The sequence below is a fragment of the Kitasatospora sp. NPDC058170 genome, assembly GCF_042883905.1.
Taxonomy (GTDB): Bacteria; Actinomycetota; Actinomycetes; order Streptomycetales; family Streptomycetaceae; genus Kitasatospora.
The window spans coordinates 21,438-42,107 of record NZ_JBHVUV010000047.1 but is presented as its reverse complement, the minus strand read 5'-3'; the positions used below and the strand labels follow the sequence as shown (position 1 = coordinate 42,107).

Annotated in this window: 13 protein-coding genes and 1 pseudogene; 5 read left to right on the top strand and 9 right to left on the bottom strand. The window is 75.0% G+C overall.

Features of this window, described 5'->3' with window-relative positions; genetic code table 11:
* Nucleotides 1–256 (bottom strand): annotated as a pseudogene (locus ACFVVX_RS35245) (hypothetical protein); the annotation flags it as partial.
* A gap of 363 nt (nucleotides 257–619) precedes the next feature.
* On the opposite strand from ACFVVX_RS35245, the gene ACFVVX_RS35240 reads away from it, so the two are divergent.
* Nucleotides 620–2,137, top strand: a complete 1,518-nt coding sequence (locus tag ACFVVX_RS35240) for an MFS transporter (protein ID WP_387951867.1) — start codon at nucleotides 620–622, stop codon at nucleotides 2,135–2,137.
* Nucleotides 2,138–2,483: 346 nt separating this feature from the next.
* On the opposite strand, the gene ACFVVX_RS35235 is transcribed toward ACFVVX_RS35240, so the two are convergent.
* The 3 genes from ACFVVX_RS35235 to ACFVVX_RS35225 are packed head-to-tail and all read right to left on the bottom strand — an operon-like array spanning nucleotide 2,484 to nucleotide 6,966.
* A complete protein-coding gene (locus ACFVVX_RS35235) occupies nucleotides 2,484–4,607 on the bottom strand; it encodes a PQQ-dependent sugar dehydrogenase (protein WP_387951866.1) in 2,124 nt (707 codons plus the stop codon).
* Nucleotides 4,607–5,935, bottom strand: a complete 1,329-nt coding sequence (locus ACFVVX_RS35230) for a glycosyl hydrolase family 8 (RefSeq protein ID WP_387951864.1) — start codon at nucleotides 5,933–5,935, stop codon at nucleotides 4,607–4,609. Before ACFVVX_RS35230 ends, ACFVVX_RS35235 begins: the two co-directional genes overlap by 1 nt.
* 11 nt (nucleotides 5,936–5,946) lie before the next feature.
* Nucleotides 5,947–6,966 (bottom strand): chitinase, encoded by a 1,020-nt coding sequence (locus ACFVVX_RS35225; protein ID WP_387951862.1) that lies wholly within the window; start codon nucleotides 6,964–6,966, stop codon nucleotides 5,947–5,949.
* A gap of 462 nt (nucleotides 6,967–7,428) precedes the next feature.
* On the opposite strand from ACFVVX_RS35225, the gene ACFVVX_RS35220 reads away from it, so the two are divergent.
* Nucleotides 7,429–8,814: an APC family permease gene (locus tag ACFVVX_RS35220; protein WP_387951860.1), complete on the top strand. Its 1,386-nt coding sequence runs from the start codon at nucleotides 7,429–7,431 to the stop codon at nucleotides 8,812–8,814.
* Between the two features lie 46 nt (nucleotides 8,815–8,860).
* Here the strand turns inward: ACFVVX_RS35220 and ACFVVX_RS35215 are convergent, their stop codons facing one another.
* Together ACFVVX_RS35215 and ACFVVX_RS35210 are read right to left on the bottom strand one after the other, a co-directional pair.
* Nucleotides 8,861–9,310 carry a TIGR03618 family F420-dependent PPOX class oxidoreductase gene (locus tag ACFVVX_RS35215; protein WP_387951858.1) on the bottom strand — a complete coding sequence of 150 codons (450 nt, stop codon included), beginning with the start codon at nucleotides 9,308–9,310 and terminating at the stop codon, nucleotides 8,861–8,863.
* A 243-nt stretch (nucleotides 9,311–9,553) separates the two neighbouring features.
* On the bottom strand, nucleotides 9,554–12,679 hold the full coding sequence (locus tag ACFVVX_RS35210; protein WP_387951856.1) for an AAA family ATPase: 3,126 nt from the start codon (nucleotides 12,677–12,679) through the stop codon (nucleotides 9,554–9,556).
* A 318-nt stretch (nucleotides 12,680–12,997) separates the two neighbouring features.
* Between ACFVVX_RS35210 and ACFVVX_RS35205 the strand changes: the two genes are divergently transcribed.
* Nucleotides 12,998–14,413: a lamin tail domain-containing protein gene (locus ACFVVX_RS35205; RefSeq protein WP_387951854.1), complete on the top strand. Its 1,416-nt coding sequence runs from the start codon at nucleotides 12,998–13,000 to the stop codon at nucleotides 14,411–14,413.
* A gap of 103 nt (nucleotides 14,414–14,516) precedes the next feature.
* On the opposite strand, the gene ACFVVX_RS35200 is transcribed toward ACFVVX_RS35205, so the two are convergent.
* Nucleotides 14,517–15,740: an ROK family transcriptional regulator gene (locus tag ACFVVX_RS35200; protein ID WP_387951853.1), complete on the bottom strand. Its 1,224-nt coding sequence runs from the start codon at nucleotides 15,738–15,740 to the stop codon at nucleotides 14,517–14,519.
* A 124-nt stretch (nucleotides 15,741–15,864) separates the two neighbouring features.
* Nucleotides 15,865–16,710: an SDR family NAD(P)-dependent oxidoreductase gene (locus ACFVVX_RS35195; protein WP_387951851.1), complete on the bottom strand. Its 846-nt coding sequence runs from the start codon at nucleotides 16,708–16,710 to the stop codon at nucleotides 15,865–15,867.
* 90 nt (nucleotides 16,711–16,800) lie between these two features.
* Between ACFVVX_RS35195 and ACFVVX_RS35190 the strand changes: the two genes are divergently transcribed.
* Nucleotides 16,801–17,274 (top strand): MarR family winged helix-turn-helix transcriptional regulator, encoded by a 474-nt coding sequence (locus ACFVVX_RS35190; RefSeq protein ID WP_387951849.1) that lies wholly within the window; start codon nucleotides 16,801–16,803, stop codon nucleotides 17,272–17,274.
* 314 nt (nucleotides 17,275–17,588) lie between these two features.
* Nucleotides 17,589–19,265, top strand: coding sequence for a SpoIIE family protein phosphatase (locus tag ACFVVX_RS35185; RefSeq protein ID WP_387951848.1), 1,677 nt, complete (start codon nucleotides 17,589–17,591; stop codon nucleotides 19,263–19,265).
* A gap of 111 nt (nucleotides 19,266–19,376) precedes the next feature.
* Here ACFVVX_RS35185 and ACFVVX_RS35180 read toward each other — a convergent pair whose 3' ends face one another.
* Complete coding sequence (locus tag ACFVVX_RS35180; RefSeq protein WP_387951846.1) at nucleotides 19,377–20,570, bottom strand: trans-sulfuration enzyme family protein; 1,194 nt, start codon at nucleotides 20,568–20,570, stop codon at nucleotides 19,377–19,379.
* Nucleotides 20,571–20,670: the final 100 nt, after the last annotated feature.

The following is a 20,670-nucleotide window of genomic DNA, read 5'->3' as shown; positions in this document are numbered from 1 at the left end:
GCGGCGGGACGACCGGGGCCGGCGCGACCGGCTGCGGCGCGGCGGTGGTCGCGGGCGGGGCGGGCGACGCCGGGACGGCCGGCGCGGAGGGGGCCGGCGCCGGTGCCGCGGGCGTGGAGGCGGCGACGGGAGCTGCAGGGGCTGCGGCGCCGTCACCGGCAGCCGGGTCGCACCCGGTCAGGGCGAGGCCGATGGTGAGGACGAGACCGGCGACGGCGGCCAGGCCGCGGTGGCCGGTGCGCGGCCGAACGGGCATGCGGGAAGGCATGGGTGGAGAACGCTCCGTTCCATCTGAAAAGAGGTTCGTCATTCAACCAGCCTGGCAACACGGGGTGCACACGGATCCCACACCTGTTGGCAGATCGTGATCTCACGGATACGGAACGCCAAGAAGCCGCCCAGGCGCGGCAACCGGGAGCGCCGGGCCTTCGCCGGGCCGTCGCGGACCGTCGCGGACCGTCGGCGGACATCCGTGGAGTCCCCAGCGCCGCCATCTCCGCCGGACAGGGCCTAAATACGGCCACCCGGCCGCGCTTGTCCGGGTTTGCTCCACTTCGGGCCATACGGTCGGTGCCGTCCCGACCGAACCCCGGTCGGCAGGCCAAGGAGATCGGCTGCCGTGCAACGCAAGTGGTGGACCCTCATCGCCGTCTCGGTCGCGACGTTCATGCTGCTGCTCGACATCACGGTGGTCAACGTCGCCCTGCCGTCGATCCGCAAGGACCTCGGCGCCAGCTTCACCGACCTCCAGTGGGTGTTCGACGCCTACGCGCTGTCCCTGGCCGCGCTGGTCCTGACGGCCGGTTCGCTCGCCGACCGGCTCGGCCGCCGCCGGTCCTTCGCCGCGGGGCTGGTGGTCTTCTCGGCCGCCTCGCTGCTCTGCGCGCTGGCGCCGAACCCGACCTTCCTCAACGTGTCCCGCGCGGTGCAGGGCGTCGGCGGAGCGGTGATGTTCGCGGTGTCCCTGGCCCTGGTCGCGCAGGAGTTCCCGCCCGGGCGCGAGCGCGGCACGGCGATGGGCCTCTACGGGGCGACCATCGGGGTCGCGGTCGCGGTCGGCCCGCTGGTCGGCGGGGCGCTCACCGACTCGCTCGGCTGGGAGTGGATCTTCTACCTCAACATCCCGATCGGCGCGGCCGCCCTGGTCGTCACCTACCTGAAGCTGGCCGAGAGCCGCGACCCGAACGCCACCCGGATCGACTGGGCCGGGGTGGTTACCTTCAGCAGCGGGCTCTTCCTGCTCGTCCTGGCGCTGGTGCGCGGGAACGCCGAGGGCTGGGGCAGCACGCTGATCGTCTCGCTGTTCGCCGGGGCGGCCGTCGTGCTGGCCGCGTTCGTGGTGGTCGAACTCCGCACCCCCGAACCGATGCTGCCGCTCGGGCTGTTCCGCCGGCACGCCTTCACGGGTGTGCAGCTGGCCGCGTTCGCGGTGTCCAGCTCCCTGTTCGCCCTGTTCCTCTACCTGACGCTGTACCTGCAGAACTACCTCGGGCTCTCCCCGTTCGCGGCGGGCGTGCGCTATCTGCCGATCACCGTGCTCAGCTTCCTGGTGGCCCCCGTCGCCGGCCTGCTGCTCTCCCGGGTCCAGGCCCGGCTGATGCTCTTCGTCGGCCTCCTCGCGGTCGGTGCGGGCCTGCTGCTGATGGGCGGCATCCAGCCCGAGGACGACTGGACGGGACTGCTGGCCGGCTTCCTGGTCGGCGGGGCGGGCGTCGGCCTGATCAACCCGGTGATCGCGGACGTGGCCGTCAGCGTGGTCCCGAAGGAGAACAGCGGCATGGCGGCCGGGATCAACGACACCTTCCGACAGGTCGGCATCGCGGTGGGCATCGCCGTCTGGGGCGCGATCTTCGTCGGGCGGGGCGCCGACAAGGTCCGCGAGCTGGCGGCGGGCACGCCGACCGCGGAGGGCGCCCACCCCCGTGAGCTGATCGAGGCCGCCTCCTCCGGCAGCCTGCCGGACCTCCTCGCCGCGCTTCCCGAGCCGGCCCGGCAGGCCGCCGCGGACGCCGCCCGCGCGGGGTTCCTCGACGGGCTCAACACCGTGCTGCTGCTCGGCGGTGTGGTCAGCCTGATCGGCGCGGTGCTCGCGCTCTGGCTCGTCCGGGAGGACGAGATCGACCGCGAGACGGCGTAGCCCGGGCGGTCGGGGCCCGGGCCGCCCGGGCCGCCCGGGCGGTCAACGCGCGGGCCGCCCGGGCCCGGAGGGAGCCCCCGGGCCCGGGCGGTCGACGCTGCGGCGGCCGGGCCCGGCCGGCCCGAACCACCTCTCCTCGCCGACCTCGTCGACCTCGTTCCCCTCGTCGACCTCGTCCCTCCTAGTGCCGCGTCAGGCAACTTTTGCCCGTCAAGGAGCGGCGTCCGGTGCGTGCTATCGGCGTGCCGGCCGGAAGTCCTCGTACTGGACGTACTTGGGCTTTCGGCCGGTGCGGCGAGAGTGCGTGCCGGGCGTCGCGACGGGGCGAAGGTTGCCTGACGCGGCACTAGCCGATCGAGATCGAGAAGATCCTGTCGGCGCCGTCGGCCGCCCCGCCCTTGTTGTCGGCGTTGGTGGTGGTGAGCCAGAGCCGGTCGGCCCCGGGCACCTTGGACACCGTCCGCAGCCGGCCGTAGGCCCCGACGTAGTAGGAGGTCGGGGTGCCGACGTTCTCGGTGTTCCCGTCGATCGGGATGCGCCACATCCGCTCACCGCGCAGCGCGGCCATGTAGACCACGTTGCGGACGATCGCGATGCCGCTCGGCGAGGCCTCGTCGACCGGCCAGCTCGCCTTGGGGTTCGTCATCCCCGCCACGCTGCAGGGGCCCTCGCAGGTCGGCCAGCCGTAGTTGGCACCGGGCTTGACCAGGTTGAGCTCGTCCCGCTTGGAGTCGCCGAACTCCGCCTCCCAGAGCCGTCCGTTGCGGTCGAAGGCCAGGCCCTGCGGGTTGCGGTGGCCGTAGCTGTAGACGTAGTTCCCGAACGGGTTGCCGGGGGCCGCCTTGCCGTCGGTGGTCAGCCGCAGGATCTTCCCGTTGAGGGAGTTCCTGTCCTGGGCCAGCGAGGACGTCTGGGCGTCGCCGGTCGACGCGTACAGGTACCCGTCGGGGCCGAACGCGAGGCGGCCGCCGTTGTGGTAGCGGTTCTTCCTGATGCCCTGGAGCAGGACCTTGTAGCCGCCCAGCGTGCTGCCGTCGTACGTCATCCGCACGATCCGGTTGCCCTCGGCGGCGGTGTGCATGAGGTACACGTAGTGGTTGGCCGACCAGTGGGGGTCGACGACGATGCCGAGCAGGCCACCCTCGCCGTCGGTGGTGACGGCGTTGGGTACGGTGCCGACCGCCGTCCTGGTACCGCCCGTGGTGAGCCGGAAGACCTTGAAGCTGTCCCGCTCGGTCACCAGCGCGCTGCTGCCGTCCGGCAGCCAGCCGATGCCCCAGGGGACCGTCCACCCGGTGGAGAAGGAGGTCGGGGAGCCCGGGACGCCGCCGTCGGCCTGGCAGGCGCCGGTGGTGAAGGAGACCGCGCCGGACGGCGCCGAGTAGTTGCCCGCGGTGTCCCGGGCGACCACGGACAGGGTGAACGGGGCGTCGCAGGCGAGCCCGGTGACCACCGCCGTGGCGGCCGGCGGGGTGCCGGTGACGGTCTTCACCACGGCGGAGCCGCTGCGGATCTCGTACGCCACCACGCCCTTGTCGTCCGTGGCGGCGCCCCACGTCAGGGTGGCGCCGGTGGCCGTGACCGCCGAGACGGTCGGGGTGCCCGGCGGGCTCGGCGGCGGGTCGGTGCTCGCCGTGGTGGTGCAGTCGACCGCGACGCTGGCCGGCGAGGCGTTGCCGGCGCCGTCCCGGGCGATCACGGTGAGGTTGTAGGTGGTGGCCGGGGACAGCCCGGTGAGCTGCTGGGACGTCGCGGTGCCGGGCGCCTCGGCGAGCTTGTTGCCGTGCTCGTACAGGTCGTAGGCGGTGACACCGACGTTGTCGGTGGCGGCGCCCCAGCCGAGGGTGAGGCCGTTCGGCCCGACGGCGGAGCAACTCGGCGCGCCGGGGCGGCTCGGCGGGGTGGTGTCGGCCGCCGCGCCCACCCGGAGGCGGTCGAGGTTGGGACCGCCGTCGGCGGTGGTGGCGGTGGCCCGGATTCGGTTGGCACCCGCGGCGAGGTCGACGCCGACGGTCTTCTCCGCCCAGGTGTCCCAGTCCGCGGTGGGCGGGAAGGTGACGGCCGCGGCGACGACCTTCCCGTTCACCGCGATGTCCATCGGACGGTTCGCCGCCCCGGCGTTGGCGTACCGGAAGGCCAGCGCGGCGCTGCCGGCCGCCGTGGCGCTCACCGTGAACTCGACGGCGGAGCCGGTGGTGTTGGTGTAGTCGACGAAGCCGGTACCGGTGTAGCCGCTGTGGTTGGTGGCCGCCTTCGCCTGGGCGAGCACGGCGTCCTCGGCCTGGTAGTCGGTGCTCGCCGCGCTCGGCGCGGACCCGGTCACGGCGGTCACGGCGGTCACGGCGGTCACGGCGGTCGCCGAGGGCGCCGCCAACCCGCCGAGGACCAGGCCCGCGGCGGCGAGTACCGCACCGCCGGCCCTGACCGCCGCCGCCGTCCGCGCGTGGCGCGGCCGTGCTCCGGCCGCCATTACGGCACCCAGTGGTTGCCGGAGGCCACGATCATCGACTGGAGCTGCACGCTGCTCCCGTAGTACAGCTTCTTGTCCACGGGCGTGGTCGCCAGCTTGGTCCAGAGCGCGTCCAGCCAGGCCTGCGAGCCCGGGTCGGTCATCGCGGTGACCGCGAACGGCGCGGTGAACGCCAGGTCGTGGCCGCTGTCGAAGGCCGAGCCGTTGAGGTGGTAGCCGGTGACCACGTTCGCCGGGTTGCCGCCCGCCTTGCCCTTGATCCAGGTGTTGATCCTGCGCGCCGAGGCGAGCGAGGCGGCGTCGCCGCTGGTGACGGCGTCCGCGCCGATCCGCCAGGGGTCGCGGCAGGCGTTCCAGGAGTAGTCGCCGTCGTTGGGGCTCTCCAGGACCTCGCCGGCGGCCGGCTTGGCCGTGCCGTTGGTGTTGACCACGAAGTCGGCGAGCAGCCCGGTGTTCGGGGCGTAGCCGCTCTGCTGCTTGGTGATCAGGTTCTGGTGCGCGCTGCGGATCGTGTCCCACGCGGCGTCGCCGGTGGCGGCCCGGAAGGCGCGGAAGTGGTCGATCATCCAGTCCGAGGAGCGGGTGACGTAGTAGGTCGAGTCGCCCTTGGTGGACCAGTCGCCGAGCAGCGTCAGGTGCGTGCTCGGGTTGATCTCGCTCGCCTTGATCGCCTTGATGTGCTTCACGGCGAGGTCCTTGTAGTCGTACGTGCCCGTGCTGCCCCACTGCCGGTCGGCGAGCAGCAGCCCGTAGGCGACGTCGAGGTCCCCGTCGGTGGCGGAGTCGGAGCCGTCGACGGACTTGCAGGAGGAGTCCTGCTCGGCCGCCAGCAGGTCGGAGTTGTTGACCGACCTGTGCGCCAGCACGTACTTCACCAGGCCGTCGAACACGGTCTTCGCGGCGGGGTCGGCGCCGGCCATGGTGGCGGTGACGACCATGCCGTACCCCTGGGCCTCGGCCACGTACGGGTGGTCGGCGTCCGGCGAGATCACCTGGTACCAGCCGTTGCCGCAGTTCTGCTTGACGAACGCGGCCTTCCAGGCGTTGTAGACGGCGACGACCTTCTGGTCGAGGTCGGCCTGCGCGCCGGTGGGCTTGAGGATCCCGGCGGCGTACGGGTAGCGGTGGCTGCCGAAGGGCACGGCGGGCCCGGCGGCGGCCTGCTGCGCGGCGGTGGCGGACGCGGCCTGCTGCGCAGCGGCGGACGCGGCGGGGGCGGCGAGCAGCCCGGCCGCCAGGCCGGCGCCCGCGAGCACGGCGGCGGCGGTGCGGCACCGCCGCGCGGCGGTCGGGTTCGGGATCGGCTTCGGGTTCGGGATCCGGTTCATCGGTGTGCTCCTCAGCCCTGGTACTGGACGACGATCTTGGTGAACTCGTACGGGGACTGCGCGACGCCGCTGCAGGCGTCGGCGTCCGTCCCGGAGCCGCAGGCGCGGTCGCGGTTGACCGACCAGAAGGCGAAGCGGGCCAGGTGGTGCTGCTGCGCGTAGCCGAGGATGGTGCGGAAGTCGCCGGTGGTGACGGTCTCGCCAGCCTCGTCGGTCTTCCCGTTCATCGAGGACACCCCGATGTGCCGGTACGCGGCGTCGTCGCTGTAGCCGTAGGCGCTCTTGACCGCGGCCTTCAGGCCGTTCAGCGCGCTGACCGTGGCCTGGCCCATGGTGCCGCTGTGGCCGCCGAAGTCGAAGGGCATGATCACCCAGCCGTCGTTGGCCAGGCCGGCCGCCGCGCCCCGCTTGATCAGGTCCTTGCCGGTGGCGTCCGGCCCGCTCGGGGTGGTGCCCATGGTGACGTAGGTGACGATGCCGGGGTTCCTGGTCTTGACGATCTTCAGGGCGTCGACCACCCGCTGACGGACCGTCGCGTTGGAGAACTCGGTGTCCTCGATGTCGATGTCCAACGCCTTGAGCTTGTAGGCGTCGATCACCTTCTGGTAGGCGCCGGCCAGTGCGCTCGCGCTGGAGCACTTCTCGCCGAGCTTGTTGCCGCTCCAGCCGCCGACCGAGACCATGACGTCGCCGCCGGCCGCCCGGATGGACTTGATCGCGGCCTCGTCGGAGCCGCCGGCCAGGGCCCGGCTGCCGTCCCACTTCGGGTTGCAGCCGCCGTCGGACAGGATGAACGCCAGGGTGAACCACCTGACCCCGGTGGCCTTCATGACGTCGGTGGGCTTCTGCGGGCTGCCCCAGCCGAGGTACTCGTAGGGCGCGGCGGCCATCCCGGGGACGGCGGCCGCGGGGGCGGCGGGAGCAGGGGCGGCGGCCGAGGCGGCGCCCACGGGGGCGAGCAGCAGGGCGGCCGGTCCGAGGGCGGCGGCCAGCAGCGGGGCCGTGAGGCGGACCCTTATGGTCGTGTGCATGCCAACTCACTTTCGTCGACCCACCGCTCGGCGGCGGCAGGCCCGGGGGGAGGACGGGAGAGTACCCGCGGCGGACGGCGGCGACCGCAGCAGGCGCCTACAGAATCGGGGGCACCGGGCAGCACGGTCAATGACTTTCGTTAGGAAAGTTTCCCAATGGTCGGCGCCCGCAACCCCGGGAAGTCGCCTTCACCGCAGATCACCTGACGCGTGATCACGCCGCCCGCCGCGCGCCGCCGCGCTCCGGCGCACCACCGCTACCGCACACACCGCCACGCGCCCTGGCCCACGCCCGGCCAGATGCCCGGCCACACGCCCGGCCGATGTCTTGACGAAGTAAGTAATGCTCCCTAACTTGAACCTCCGCAACCCGCACGGTGCTCCACTCCCCCGCGTCCGGAGGCCACGGTGTCCCCAGGTCTTACCCGAAGAATCGGCCTCTTCCAGGCCATCGCCCTCAACATGAGCCAGATGTGCGGCATCGGACCGTTCGTCACCATCCCGCTGATGGTCGCGGCCTTCGGCGGCCCGCAGGCGGTGATCGGCTGGATCGCCGGCGCCGTCCTCGCCCTGGCCGACGGCCTGGTCTGGGCCGAGCTCGGCGCCTCCCTCCCCGGCTCCGGCGGCACCTACGTCTACCTCCGCGAGGCCTTCCAGTACCGGAGCGGGCGGCTGATGCCGTTCCTCTTCGTCTGGACGGCGATGCTCTTCATCCCGCTGATCATGTCCACCGGCGTGGTCGGCTTCGTCCAGTACCTCGGCTACCTCTGGCCCGGTATGACGACCGGTCAGGGCGACCTGGTCGGGCTGGCGCTGTGCGCCCTGGTGGTGCTGCTGCTCTGGCGCCGGGTCGAGAGCGTCGCCAGGCTCACCACCGTGATGTGGGCGGTGATGATCGTCTCCGTGCTGGCCGTGATCCTCGCCTGCTACACCCACTTCAGCCCGGGCCGCGCCTTCGACTGGCCCGCGCACGCCGTCGAACTGACGCACGGCCGGTTCTGGACCGGCTTCGCGGCGGGCCTCACCATCGGCATCTACGACTACCTCGGCTACAACACCGCCGCCTACCTCGGCGCCGAGGTCCGCCGCCCCGGGCGGGTGCTACCGCGCGCCATCGTGCTGTCCATCACCGGCATCATGGCCATCTACCTGCTGCTGCAGATCGGCGTGCTCGGCGCGATGGACTGGCACGCCATGCTCGACCCCGACTCGGTGGCCTCCAGGTCGGTCGCCTCGGCCGTCCTGGAGAGCACCTGGGGCAAGGGCGCCGCCGACGTCGTCACCGTGCTCATCCTGATCACCGCCTTCGCGTCCGTACTGGCCGGCCTGCTCGGCGGCTCCCGGGTGCCCTACGACGCGGCCCGCGACGGGGTGTTCTTCCGCGCCTTCGGCCGACTGCACCCGAAGCACGGCTTCCCGGTGCTCGGACTGCTCGCCATGGGCGCGATGACCGCCGCCGGCTTCCTGCTCGGCCGCCACCTCGGCAACAGCGCCACCCACCCGCCGCTGACCGTCCTGATCAACCTGCTCACCACCGTGATGGTCATCGTCCAAGCCCTCGCCCAGATCGTCGCCGTCACCGTCCTGCGGCGCCGGCAGCCGGGGTTGGCGCGTCCGTACCGGATGTGGCTCTACCCGGCGCCGGGCATCCTCGCGGCCGTCGGCTGGCTGGTCGTCTACGGCTACGCGGACCGCAACGCCCCCGGCTTCCACCCCGTCGAGTGGTCGCTCGTCTGGGTCGCGGCCGGGTGCGGCGCCTTCCTGCTCTGGGCCCGGGCGGAACGGACCTGGCCGTTCGGCCCGCGCGAGGTCCGGGAGGAGTACCTGGAGGCGGAGGCGGTGGCCTGATCCCCCCTCGGGGCCTGCACGGGCGGCCCCGGAACAGGCTGCCGCCCTACTCGGGGGCGGGGACGGGGCCGCCGGGCCGGAACCGCTCCACCCCGACGATGTGCCGCACCTTGACCGGGCGCACGATCACCGCGACCCGCTGCTCACCCGGCACGGTCCACTCGTAGCGCTCGACGCCCAGGTACTTGCGGGCCATCAGGTCCATCCGGTCGCGCGCCTCCTCGCCCTCGATGAAGCGGGCCACCACACCACTGATCTGCACGCGGTCGAAGGGATCGGCGGCGTCCGCGTGCGAGAGGTAGACGCGCGGGTCGCGACGCAGGTTCTCCTCCTTCACCCGGCCCACCGAGGTGTTGAACGTCAGCTCCCCCTCGCCCTCCAGATCCACCCACATCGGGCTGACCTGCGGTGCCCCGTCGGCGAACACGGTGCCGACGTACCAGATGTTGAGTGCCCGCAGCCGGGCACGGACGGCTTCGTCGAAGGTCGCAGTCATCCCGGCAGGCTACCAACCACGAAGGGCGCGGCGCGGGTTGGGCGAGCCCGCCCCTACACGCCCAGGGGCTCCCCGCCCCTAGTGCCGCGTCAGGCAACCTTCGCCCCGTCGCGACGCCCGGCACGCACTTTCGCCGCACCGGCCGAAAGCCCAAGTACGTCCAGTACGAGGACTTCCGGCCGGCACGCCGACAGCACGCACCGGACGCCGCTCCTTGACGGGCAAAAGTTGCCTGACGCGGCGCTAGACGCCCAGGGCCTCCCTGCCCCGCCGTCCGGCGCGGCGGACCAGGGAGGCGAGCACCAGGTAGCCGACGAGGCTGACGAAGCTCGGGACGGCCCCGGCGAGGCGGAGTTCACCGCGCATCAGCGACACCGCGTGCAGGGTCGTCATCGGCAGGGCGAGGAGCGTCCAGCCGCCCTGCAGGACCAGTTGGGCCGGGCTCGCCACGTCCGCGCCGGCGGCGGTGCGGAAGGCCAGGCCGGCCACCAGGGCGAGCGCCGCGCCCACCCCGCCGACCACGGCCGCCGCGGTGGCCCACGGCCCGCCGAGCCGGAGGGCCGCCACGGCGGCGGCCGCCAGCAGCACGCCCGCCAGGGCATAGGCGGAGGACGCGGCCCGGTGGTGCGCACCCTTCTGCCCCGCCACACCGCCTCGCCCCGCGGCACCGTCCTCGCCGGCCCCCGTCCCTGGCCCGGACCCGCCGCCGTCCTCCCGGGCGGCCGCGCCCGGGAGGACCGTTCCGGCGGCGACCGTGGCCTCCACCACGGTGACCGTCGGCAGCGCGGGCCGCTCCGCCCGGGCCGGGTGGACCGTGTCCCGGGGAACCGGCTCCGAACAGCGGCGCACCGCCGCCCGTGACCGCCGGAAGGCGGCCGCGGCCTCGGTGCGGTGGCCCGACGCGTTGAGCACGGCGCCCAGCAGGGCCAGCGCCCACACCTCGGCCAGCGGGTCGTTCTCCTCGGCGGCGAGGGCCGCCGCCTCGTGCAGCGGGTCGACGGCCGCCGGCGGCCGCCCCGCGTCGTGCAGGGAGCGGCCCAGGCCGCTCAGCGCGGCCGAGAGGACGGCCCGCTGCCCGGCCTCCCGGGCCAGCTCGACCGCCTCGGTCGCGGCTTCGACGGCCGCCTCGTGGCGTTTCAGGTGTCCGAGCGAGGCGGCCAGGGCGGTGAGGGCGCGGGCCCGCCCGGCCGGATCCCCGGTGCGGGCACGGAAGTCGGCGACCGCCCGGTGGACGGCGGCGGCCTGTTCGTGGCCGCCGAGGGCGTCGAGCGCGTCGCCCGCCTCCTCCAGCACGAGGTGCGCGGCGTGTTCGTCCCCCAGGGCGAGCAGTTTCTCGGCCGCCTCGCCCAGGAACCTCAGGCCGCCCTCACCGCTCGCCCGGCCGGCCAGGCCGAGGGCGACGTGGTGGCGCCACTCGTCCCCGGTCTCGTTGAAGGCGTGGACGGCGAGCGCGAACACCGCACCCGCGGCCAGCGGTTCGCCCATCAGGTCGAGGCCGGCCAGGCCGAGCTGGACGTGTGCCACGCCGGAGGCGGCCCGGTCGCCGGCCGCCTCGGCCACCCGGACCGCCCGGCTCAGGTCCTTCGAGGCGGCCTTGCCCCGGCCCTTCTCGGCGAGCGCGATCCCGGCGTGCAGGCTCCCCCGGTACTCGGCCTCCGCGTCGCCGGTGGTGCGGGCGGCGATCGCGGCCGCGCGGCGCCCCTCCCGGGTCGCCTCGTCCCACCGGCCGACCGCCCGCCAGGCCTCGGCCAGCGCGGCCAGCGCCAGCGACGCGGCCTCCCAGTGGCGGATCCGCCGTGCTCCCTCCGCCGCCCCGCGCAGTACCGTCAGGGCCTCCTCGTGGCGCCCTTCCAGGCAGCGCAGGCGGCCGAGCCGCACCTGGGCGGTCAGCTGCCCGCCGGCGTCGCCGTGCTCCTCGGCGAGGGCCCGGGTGAGGGCGGCGGCGTCGGCGAGCTCGTCGTGGCGCCGCCCGTGTTCCAGGTAGGGGTCGAGCGCCTGCGCGAGGTCGGCCGCCGTCTCCGGTCCGCCGGTGGACGCAGCCCGGCGCAGCAGCCCCGCCGTCGTGGCGTGCTCCGCGTCCAGCCAGGCGAGCGCGGCGGCGCGGTCGGCGAAGACCTGCGGGGCGGCGCCGCGGCCGGACCGCAGCGGGCTCAGCAGGCGGCAGGCGGCCCGGACCTGCTCGGTGCGGCCGCGCAGCAGCCGGTCCAGCGCCTCCCGGGCCTCCTCGGCCGGTCGTGGGCCGGTGCCCGGGCCGGCCGGAACGGTCAGCGGCAGGTCGTCGTCGGCGTGCAGTGCGGGTCGCCACCAGCCGGGGGTGCCGGCCCGCCCGATCAGCCCGGCCGCGTGCAGCTCCGCGAGGTCGGCCTCGACCGACCCGGCGGCGCTGCCGGCCAGGTGCCGGGCGGTGTCGGTGGAGAAGTCGGCGCCCTGGACGAGGGACAGCAGCCGCAGCAGGCGGGTCGGCCCGGCGCCCAGCGGGCCCAGGGCCAGGCGGTGGGCGGCCGCCAGGGTCTGGACGGGCCCGTCGAGGCGGGCCAGGCCCGCCCGGATCCGGTCGAGCTCCTGGACGGTCTCGGCCGCCGTCCAGCCGGTCCGGGCCATCGCGGCGGCGGTCACCAGCAGCGCCGGCGGCAGCCCGCCGCAGGCCTTCGCCAGGCGGCGCAGGTCGAGTCCGTGCGTGGTGGCGGCCGGCACGCGGGCGCCGCGGGCGGCCAGCTCCCGCCGCAGCAGGTCGGTCGCGGCCGCGGTGGCGAGCGGTGCCAGCCCGTGGACGGTGCCCGGCACACCGCGGGGGGCGCGCCGCGCCGTGACCAGGACACCGGCGGTGCCGGGGTCGGGCAGCAGCGGGGCGAGGTCGTCGTCGGTGGCGGGGTCGTCCAGGAGCAGCAGCAGCCGGCGGCCCTGGGCGGCGTACCCGGCCAGGACGCGGCGCAGCGTCCCGGCGCGGTCGGCCGGCTCGGGCGGGATGTGCGCGGGCGGCAGGCCCAGGGCGCGCAGTGCGGTGTCGAGGGCGCGTTCGGGGCGGAGGCGGCGGGTGTGGTCGGATCCGTGGAACTCGACCGCGAGCAGGCCGCCGGGGAAGTGCCCGTCGGCCTGCAGGACGTGGCCGAGTCGGCGCGCCAGGGCGGTCTTGCCGACGCCCGGCGGGCCGGTGACGACCGCGCGCGGCTCGTCGGCGCCGGTGAGCGCCGCGTGCAGTTCGGCCAGGTCCGCGTCCCGGCCGGCGAGCGGGGAGTCGGCGGGCGGGGAGTCGGCGGGCGGCCCGATCACCTCCGGGAGGCGGACCGCGTACGGCCTGCCGCCCGTCCGCCCGTGGCACAGCACGCCTTCGCGTTCCCGGCCGACCCACGACCAGTCCAGCGTTTCCATCCGGCCCCTCGAAAGTCCGCCCCTCGGCCGCCCGCCCCTGCCCCGTCCCGGCCGGCCCTGCTCCCCCGGTACATCCCCACAGGGGCCATGACGCTAACTCATATTCACTTTCCTGTAAGGGTTTTGGGCATATTCTGGGCCCGCCGGAGGCGGTGCCCGGCCTGCGGCGCCGCCGATCGGTTCGCCCACCGGTTCACCCACCCGTCCGCCCACCGGTTCGCCCGGCGTTCATGCGGCGCTCGCCCGGCCGCGGGGCCCCGTTGGGCGGGTGCCGGGACGGTGGTACCGGCCTGTCAGATCGATCCCGGGACGGACATCGTGACCGAATCGCGCGCACCGCGGTGGCGCCGAAACCTTGCGTTCCTTCTTGTCGCCGTCGCCGGCCCGCTGGGGGCGCTGGGCGCCTCACCGGCCCAGGCGGCCGCGGCCGACGACATCCGGATCAACGAGGTGGTGACCACCGGGGACGTCGACGACTCCGTCGAGCTCTACAACAAGGGCACCGCGACCGTCGACATCTCCGGCTGGATCCTCAAGGACGACGACAACGGCTCCAAGTACGCGATCGCCGCCGGGACGACGCTGGCCCCCGGCGCGTTCCGGGCCTTCGACGTCCACGGCAAGTTCGGCCTGGGCTCCTCCGACAAGGCGCGGCTGTACCTGCCGAACGGCAGCACCCTGGTCGACAGCGTGAGCTGGAGCGAGCACTCGGACCCGTCGTGGTCCCGCTGTCCCGACGGCACCGGCGCGTTCGCCAAGGCCGCGCTCACCCTCGGTGCGGCAAACGCCTGCGGCACCAGCGGGGGCGGCAGCACCTCGCCGGTGGCCTGGCCCGGCAGCGGGTCCGTCGCGACCGCCGACGCCTCCGGCGTCTTCGGGTCGGACCTGAGCGGCCTCTACCAGGAGGGCGGCGTGCTGTGGGGGGCGCAGAACTCCGGCAAGCTGTGGCGGCTCGTGCCGAACGGCTCCGGCGGGTGGAAGCCGGACACCGCGAACGGCTGGACCTCCGGCAAGACGCTGCGCTTCCCGGGCGGCGCCGGCAGTCCTGACAGCGAGGGCGTCACGCTCACCGGCGCGGGCTCCGCGGGGGGCGTGTTCGTCTCCAGCGAGCGCAACGGCGACGCGTCCGGCACCAGCCGGCTGTCCGTCCTGCGCTACGACGTGAGCGGCACGGCGACCTCGCTGACGGCCGCGAAGGAGTGGAACCTGACCTCCGCACTGCCCGCGGTGGGCTCCAACCTCGGCCTCGAAGGCATCACCTGGGTCCCCGACGGCTACCTGACCGGCGCCGGGTTCAAGGACGCGTCGACCAACGCGGTCTACAACCCGGCCGGGTACGGCGCGCACACCGGCGGGGTGTTCTTCGTGGCCGTCGAGGGCGGCACGGTCTACGGCTTCGTGCTCCAGGACTCCGGGGCGTTCACCCGGGTGGCCACCGTCGCCAGCGGCATGGCCGGGGTCATGGAGCTGCAGTGGGAGCCGCAGGCCTCCCGGCTCTGGGTCGTCTGCGACGACACGTGCAACGGCCAGCACCGGACGATGCAGGTCGGCGCGGGCGGGGTCTTCACCACCACCGCGGTCTTCAACCGCCCGAGCGGCATGGCCAACCTGAACAACGAGGGCTTCGCCCTCGCGGGCGCCGGGGAGTGCACCGCCGGTTCGAAGCCCGTCTACTGGGCGGACGACGGCAACACCGGCGGGCACGCGCTGCGCAAGGGCAGCATCGCCTGCTGAACCGCGGGCGGGCGCCGCGACTCCAGCCGTCAGGCGGTCTCAGGAGTCGCGGCGCGTGCCGGTCGGGCCGTCTCAGGGGTCGCGGCACCGGCCAGTCGGCCGCTCAGAGCACGGTGCCGTGGTCCGGGGCCGAGCGGCGTTCGAAGACCTCGGGGCGGGCCGTCTCCAGGGCGGTGGCGACGGCGCCGAGCAGGACGGCCTCCTCGCCCAGCGCGCTGGGGGCGAGCCTGGGGCGCAGCGGGGTCAGCCGGTGCAGGGCCCGCTCCAGCGGCTCCAGGAGCAGGTCGGCGCTGTTGCCGAGGCCGCCGCCGAGCACCACGAGGTCGGGGTCGAGGATCGCGGACAGCACCGCGACGGCGTAGGCGAGCTGCTCGGCCTCCCGCTGCACGGCCTCGGCGGCGAGCCCGTCCCCGGCGCGGGCCGCGTCGAAGACCTGCTTGGCCGTCAGCGGGCCGCGCATGCCGAGGTCGAGCGCGGTGCGGACGACCGCGTCGGCGGCGGCCGACTGCTCGATCGTCCCGCCCGGTCCGCCGTCCGGGCGGGCGGGCAGCGGGACCAGGCCGACCTCGCCGGCCGCGCCGTGGGCGCCGGAGAGCAGTTCGCCGTCCTTGAGGACGCCGACGCCGAGGCCGGTGCCGATCAGCAGGTAGGCGAACATCCGGCTGCCGCGGCCGGCGCCGAGGGTGAACTCGCCGAGGGCGGCGAGGTTGGCGTCGTTGCCGACGGTGACGGCGGTCTCCAGCCCCTCCGCGATCCGGTCGAAGAGGCCGCGTCTGCCCCAGCCGGGCAGGCTGGTGGCGTAGCGGACGCCGCGCCGCCGCTCGTCCCAGACGCCCGGCGTGCCGATCACCGCGTGGACGATCTCGGGGGCGGCCAGCCCGGCCTCGGCGGTGGTCTCCCGGGCCGCCGCCACCACGGCGTCGGCCACCGCGTTCGCGGAGCGGCCCTTGTTGGGCACGTCCCGGCGGGCCACGATCCGCCCGGCGAGGTCCGCCACCGCGACGCGCAGCCGGGCCCGGCCGATGTCCACGCCGAGGACGTGGCCGGCGGTGGGGTCGGGCTCGTACAGCACCGCCGTCCGGCCGCGCTCGGGGACGAACCGGCCGGCCTCGCGGGCCAGCCCGGCCTGCTCCAGCGCGGCCAGCGCGGTGGAGACGGTGGGCTTGGAGAGGCCCGTGTCCCGGGCGAGCTGGGCGCGGGAGGAGGGTCCGCCGGTGCGCAGCAGTTCGAGCAGCAGCCATTCGTTGTTGCTGCGCAGCCGCTGCCGGTTCCACGGCTGCGCCGGCGCCCCGCCCGGCGGAACAGTGGTCGGCAGGTGGCGGGTCATCGGGTCCTCCGGTCGCGGGCGCTCGGCAGGGCGCCCTTCGCGGCGCCTGCGGCCTGGGCTCAGGCACGCCCAAGTATGACCGGTCGTCAACCCGCTCATCGGCCGGAATACCCGCAGGCCGGGCTCAGCCCACCCAGGAGCCGGTGAGGCGCTGCACGGCGGAGCCGTCCAGGTCGGCGAGCTTGGCGCCGACGAAGGCGCGGGCCCGGTCGGAGGTCTGGACGCGGAACGGCGGCTGCTCGGCGGTCAGCGCGTCGATGATCGCCTCGGCGGCCTGCTCGGCGGTCTGGGCCTGGTCGAAGGCGGCCCGGGTGCGCTCGGCGTACGCCTGCAGGGCGGGGGCGTAGGGGCCGGCGGCGGTCAGCAGGGCGGGCAGGTCGATGCCCTGGCTGGCGACGAACTCGCTGGCCACGGCGCCCGGCTCGACCACGGTGACGTGGACGCCGACGGTCGCGGCGACCGGGGCCAGCGACTCCATGAAGCCCTCGACGGCGAACTTGGCGGCGCAGTAGGCCTCGTTGAAGGGCTGGCCGATCACGCCGCCGACGCTGGTGACGGTGACGACCCGGCCGCCGGCGGCCCGCAGGTGCGGCAGTGCGGCCCGGGTGACCTCGACGACGCCGAAGAAGTTGACCTCCATGGTGGCCCGGACGGGGTCGAGGCCGTCCTGCTCGACGGTGCCGACGTACCCGGCGCCGGCGTTGTTGACCACGGCGTCGAGCCGGCCGTGCCGGGCGATGACCTCGTCCAGGCAGGCGGCGACGGAGGCGGGGTCGGTGACGTCCAGCCGGGCGACCTCGATCCGGTCGGCGACGCCGGCCTCGGCGGCGGCCTCGGTGAGCGCGCCGGAGCGGGCGGTGTCCCGCATGGTCGCGACGACGTGGTGGCCGGCGCGGGCGGCGGCGACGGCGGCGGCCAGGCCGATGCCGGAGGAGGTGCCGGTGATCAGGACGGTGCGGGTGGTGGTCATGCGGGCGCTCCCGAGGGGTTCGGCTTTATGTGCGTGCGCACACACCATAGGACCGTGTGCACGCACACGCAAACGGGTAGAGTGCCGGGCATGGCGCGCACCGACCTCACTCTCGGAGACCTCACCGCCCGCGACCACGCCTTCTACGGCCTCGTCTGGGCCGGGGCCACCCTCAGCGCCCGGGTCGACCAGGCCCTGGGCCGGGCGCACGACCTGCCGCTCTCCTGGTTCGAGGTGATGCTCTGGCTGCACGCCCAGGACGGGCCGGTCGCCGCCTCCGACCTCGGCGCGGTGACCCTGCTCAGTCGCAGCCAGGTCTCCCGGGTCGCCGACTCCCTGCAGGCGCGCGGCCTGGTCGAGCGCGCGCCCTCCCCCACCGACGCCCGCTCGGTGCGGATCACCCTGACCCCGGCCGGGCGGGAGGCCTTCGCCGCCGCCGACGCCACCCGCCGCGCGGCCCTCGCCGAGGCCTTCGACGACCGGCTGGACGAGCAGGACATCGCGGCCCTGGAGGGCATCTGGGCCAAGCTCAAGCAGCCGCCGGCCGACCCGCCGACGGCCTGAGCCGACCTGCCGAAGGCCTGAGCCGGCCCGCCCCAGGAGCCTGGACCGACCCGCCGGAGGAGCCCGGACCGACCTGCCGGGCCCGGCCTGCCGGGCGGCACCGGATACGCGGCCGGTACACACCGGGTACACGGGGTGCACGACGGGTCACAACACCGCCACCGCCCGGTCAAGCTTTCGTCGAGGTGTGGGCGCGCCCCCGTCCGACGCGTGATCATGGGCGTATGCGGTTCCGGCACGGCAACGGAGGAGAGAGCGCCGCACCGGCGGGTCCGGGCCCACGCGGCGGCCCCCTCGCCACGGCGCACAAGGCCATGGCGACGGAGAGCGACAGCCCGGATCTGCTCCGCGAGGTGCTCGCGACCGCCCCGGTCGGGGTGGCCCTGCTGGACGAGCGGCTGCGCTGGCAGTACCTCAACGCGGCGTTCACGACCGCGACCACCCTGCGCCGGGCCGACCTGCTCGGGCGCCCGGTCGAGGACACCCCCTTCGCCGGCGCCGCCGGCACGCTGCGCCGGGTGCTCGCCGACGGACGGAGCCGCGAGCGGGTCGCCGGCGGGCCCGACGGCCCCGCCGCCCCGGTGCCGCCCGGCCTGCGGGTCCGCTACCGCCCGCTGGAGCGCGCCGGGCGGGTGACGGGCGTGGTCGTCGCCGTGCTGGACGACCCCGACCCGGACCGGCAGCGGCTGCACGCGCTGGAGCAGGCCCGCGCCCGGCTGGCCCTGCTCGACGCGGCCGCCGAGCGGATCGGCACCACCCTGGACGTCGGCACCACCTGCGCCGAGCTGGCCGCCTTCGCCGTCCCCGACCTGGCCGACCTGGTCACCGTCGACGTGCTGGCGTCCGACGCCACCGTCCGCTCCGGCCACACCTCGGCACTGCGGCTCGGCCGGACGGCCGTCGACTGCGCCGCCGGACTGCACGCGGACATCGGCCCGCTCGCCCGCCCCGGCGAGTCGGTCCGCTACCGGGAGGGCTCGGCCGCCGCCCGCAGCCTGGCCACCGGCGCCGCCGTGCTCGCCGTCCGGCTCCCGGACGAGGAGCTCGCCGCCGCGGCCCCGGACCCGGCCAGCCTCGCCGCCTACCGGGCGGCCGGGGTCGCCTCGCTGCTGGTGGTGCCGCTCACCGCCCGGGGCCAGGTGATCGGGCTGCTGACGCTGGCCCGGCTCGCCGCCTCACCGCCCTTCACCCCGGACGAGGCCGTGCTGATCGGCGACCTGGCCGCCCGCGCCGCGACCGGCATCGACAACGCCCGCCGCTACACGCGCTCCCAGGGCATCGCCCTGGAACTCCAGCGGGCCCTGCTCAGCGAGCCCGGCAACCCGCACCAGAACCTGGAGCTGGCCTCCCGCTACCTCCCGTCCGGCACCGCCTCGGTGGTCGGCGGCGACTGGTACGAGACGGTGCGGCTGCCGTTCGGCCGGACCCTGCTGGTGATGGGCGACGTGATGGGGCACGGCGTCGAGGCGGCCGTCGACATGAGCACCTACCGGTCCACGCTGCGGGACGTCGCGGGCATGGACCTGCCCCCGCACCGGATCCTGCGCCAGCTGGACACCGTGATCTCGGCCAACGAGTCGGCCCGCCCGGCGACCTGCCTGCTCGCGCTGGCCGACCCGGGCCGGGGCCGCTGGACGCTCTCCAGCGCCGGCCACCTGCCGCCGGCCCTGATCACCCCCGACCGGCCCACCGAACTGCTGCGCATCCCCACCGGCCCGCCGCTCGGCACCGGGTTCGGCGGCTACGAGCAGGTGACCCGGGAGCTGCTGCCCCGGCAGACCCTGCTGCTGTACACCGACGGACTGGTGGAGCGGCGGGACGAGGACATCGACGTCTCGCTCGACCGGCTCGCCGCCCTGCGGCTGCCCGCCGGGGGCGAGTTGGACGACCTGCTGGACGCCGTGCTGCACGCGCTGGCGCCGGACGGGCCGTCCGCGCAGACCGCCGAGGACGACATCGCGCTGCTGGCGGCCCGGCCGCGGGCCCGGTAGCAGGAGCGCGAGCCTTCGCCGGGAGCCCTGGCGGGAGCCTTGGCGGGAGGGGAGCCCTGGCGGGAGCCTGAGCGGAACCGGCCGGGGCGGCCCGCCGGGCAGTGGGAGGGGTCAGAGCTTGGCCAGCGCCTGCTCCAGGTCGGCCCAGAGGTCCTCCGGGTGCTCGATGCCCACCGCGACCCGGACGGTGCCGGCACCGATGCCGGCCGCGGCCAGCTCCGCGTCGTCGAGCTGGCGGTGCGAGGTGCTGGCCGGGTGGAGGACGAGGGTGTGCACCCCGCCGAGCGAGGGGGCGAGCGAGGCCAGCCGCACCGCCTCGGTGAAGGTCCGGGCCGCCTCCCGGCCGCCGGCCAGGTCGAAGGCGAGGACCCCGCCGTGGCCCTGCGGCAGCAGCCGGCGGGCGAGCTCGTGGTCCGGATGGGCGGGCAGGCCCGGGTAGTGGACGGCGGTGACGGCCGGGTGGGCGGCCAGCCGGCCGGCCAGGTCCAGCGCGGTCTCGCTGTGGCGGCGGACCCGCAGCCCGAGGGTCTGCAGGCCGCGCAGCGTCAGCCAGGCGCTGTTCGGGTCGGCCGAGGCGCCCAGCTCGATGGCGTACCGCCAGACGGTGTGGTGCAGTTCGGCGTCGGCGAAGACGGCGAGACCGGCCAGCACGTCGGAGTGGCCGCCGAGGTACTTGGTGGCCGAGTGGACCACGATGTCGGCGCCGTGCTCGATCGGCCGGCAGAGCAGCGGGGTCGCGAAGGTGTTGTCCACGACGCTGACCACCCCCGCCTCCCTGGCGACGCCGATCAGACCGGGGAGGTCGGTGACCCGGGTGGTCGGGTTGGAGATGGTCTCCAGGTGCAGCAGCCGGGTGTTGGGGCGCAGCGCCGCCCGCACCTCGTCCGGGTCGTCGCCCCGTACGTGCGTCACCTCCACGCCCCAGCGCCGGGACAGGTCGGCGAGCATCGCGAAGGTGCCGCCGTAGAGGCTCTGTTGGGCGATCACGTGGTCGCCGGAGCTCAGCAGGGCGAGCAGCACGGTGTTGATCGCGCCCATGCCGGAGGCGGTGGCGATCGCACCCGCGCCGCCCTCCAGTCCGGCGACCGCCTTCTCCAGCGAGCGGACCGTCGGGTTGCCGTAGCGGTTGTAGAAGAACGCCTGGTCCGGTCCGGTGAAGGCACGGGTCAGCGAGTCGGTGTCCTCGAAGGCGAACAGGTGGCTCTGGTGCAGCGGCACGCCCAGCGGGCGGCTGCCGGTCACCTCCTCGACGGGCGGGTGGACGATCCGGCTCTCGGGGTGCAGCGCGCTGTCGAAGTCGTTCATGCCGCCCATCATCGGCCGCCGCGGCCGGCCTCGACCAGGGCCAATCCCGACGAAGTGGCCCCACTCCGGGGAGCGGCGGTGTCCTCGCGTTGGGCTCGGG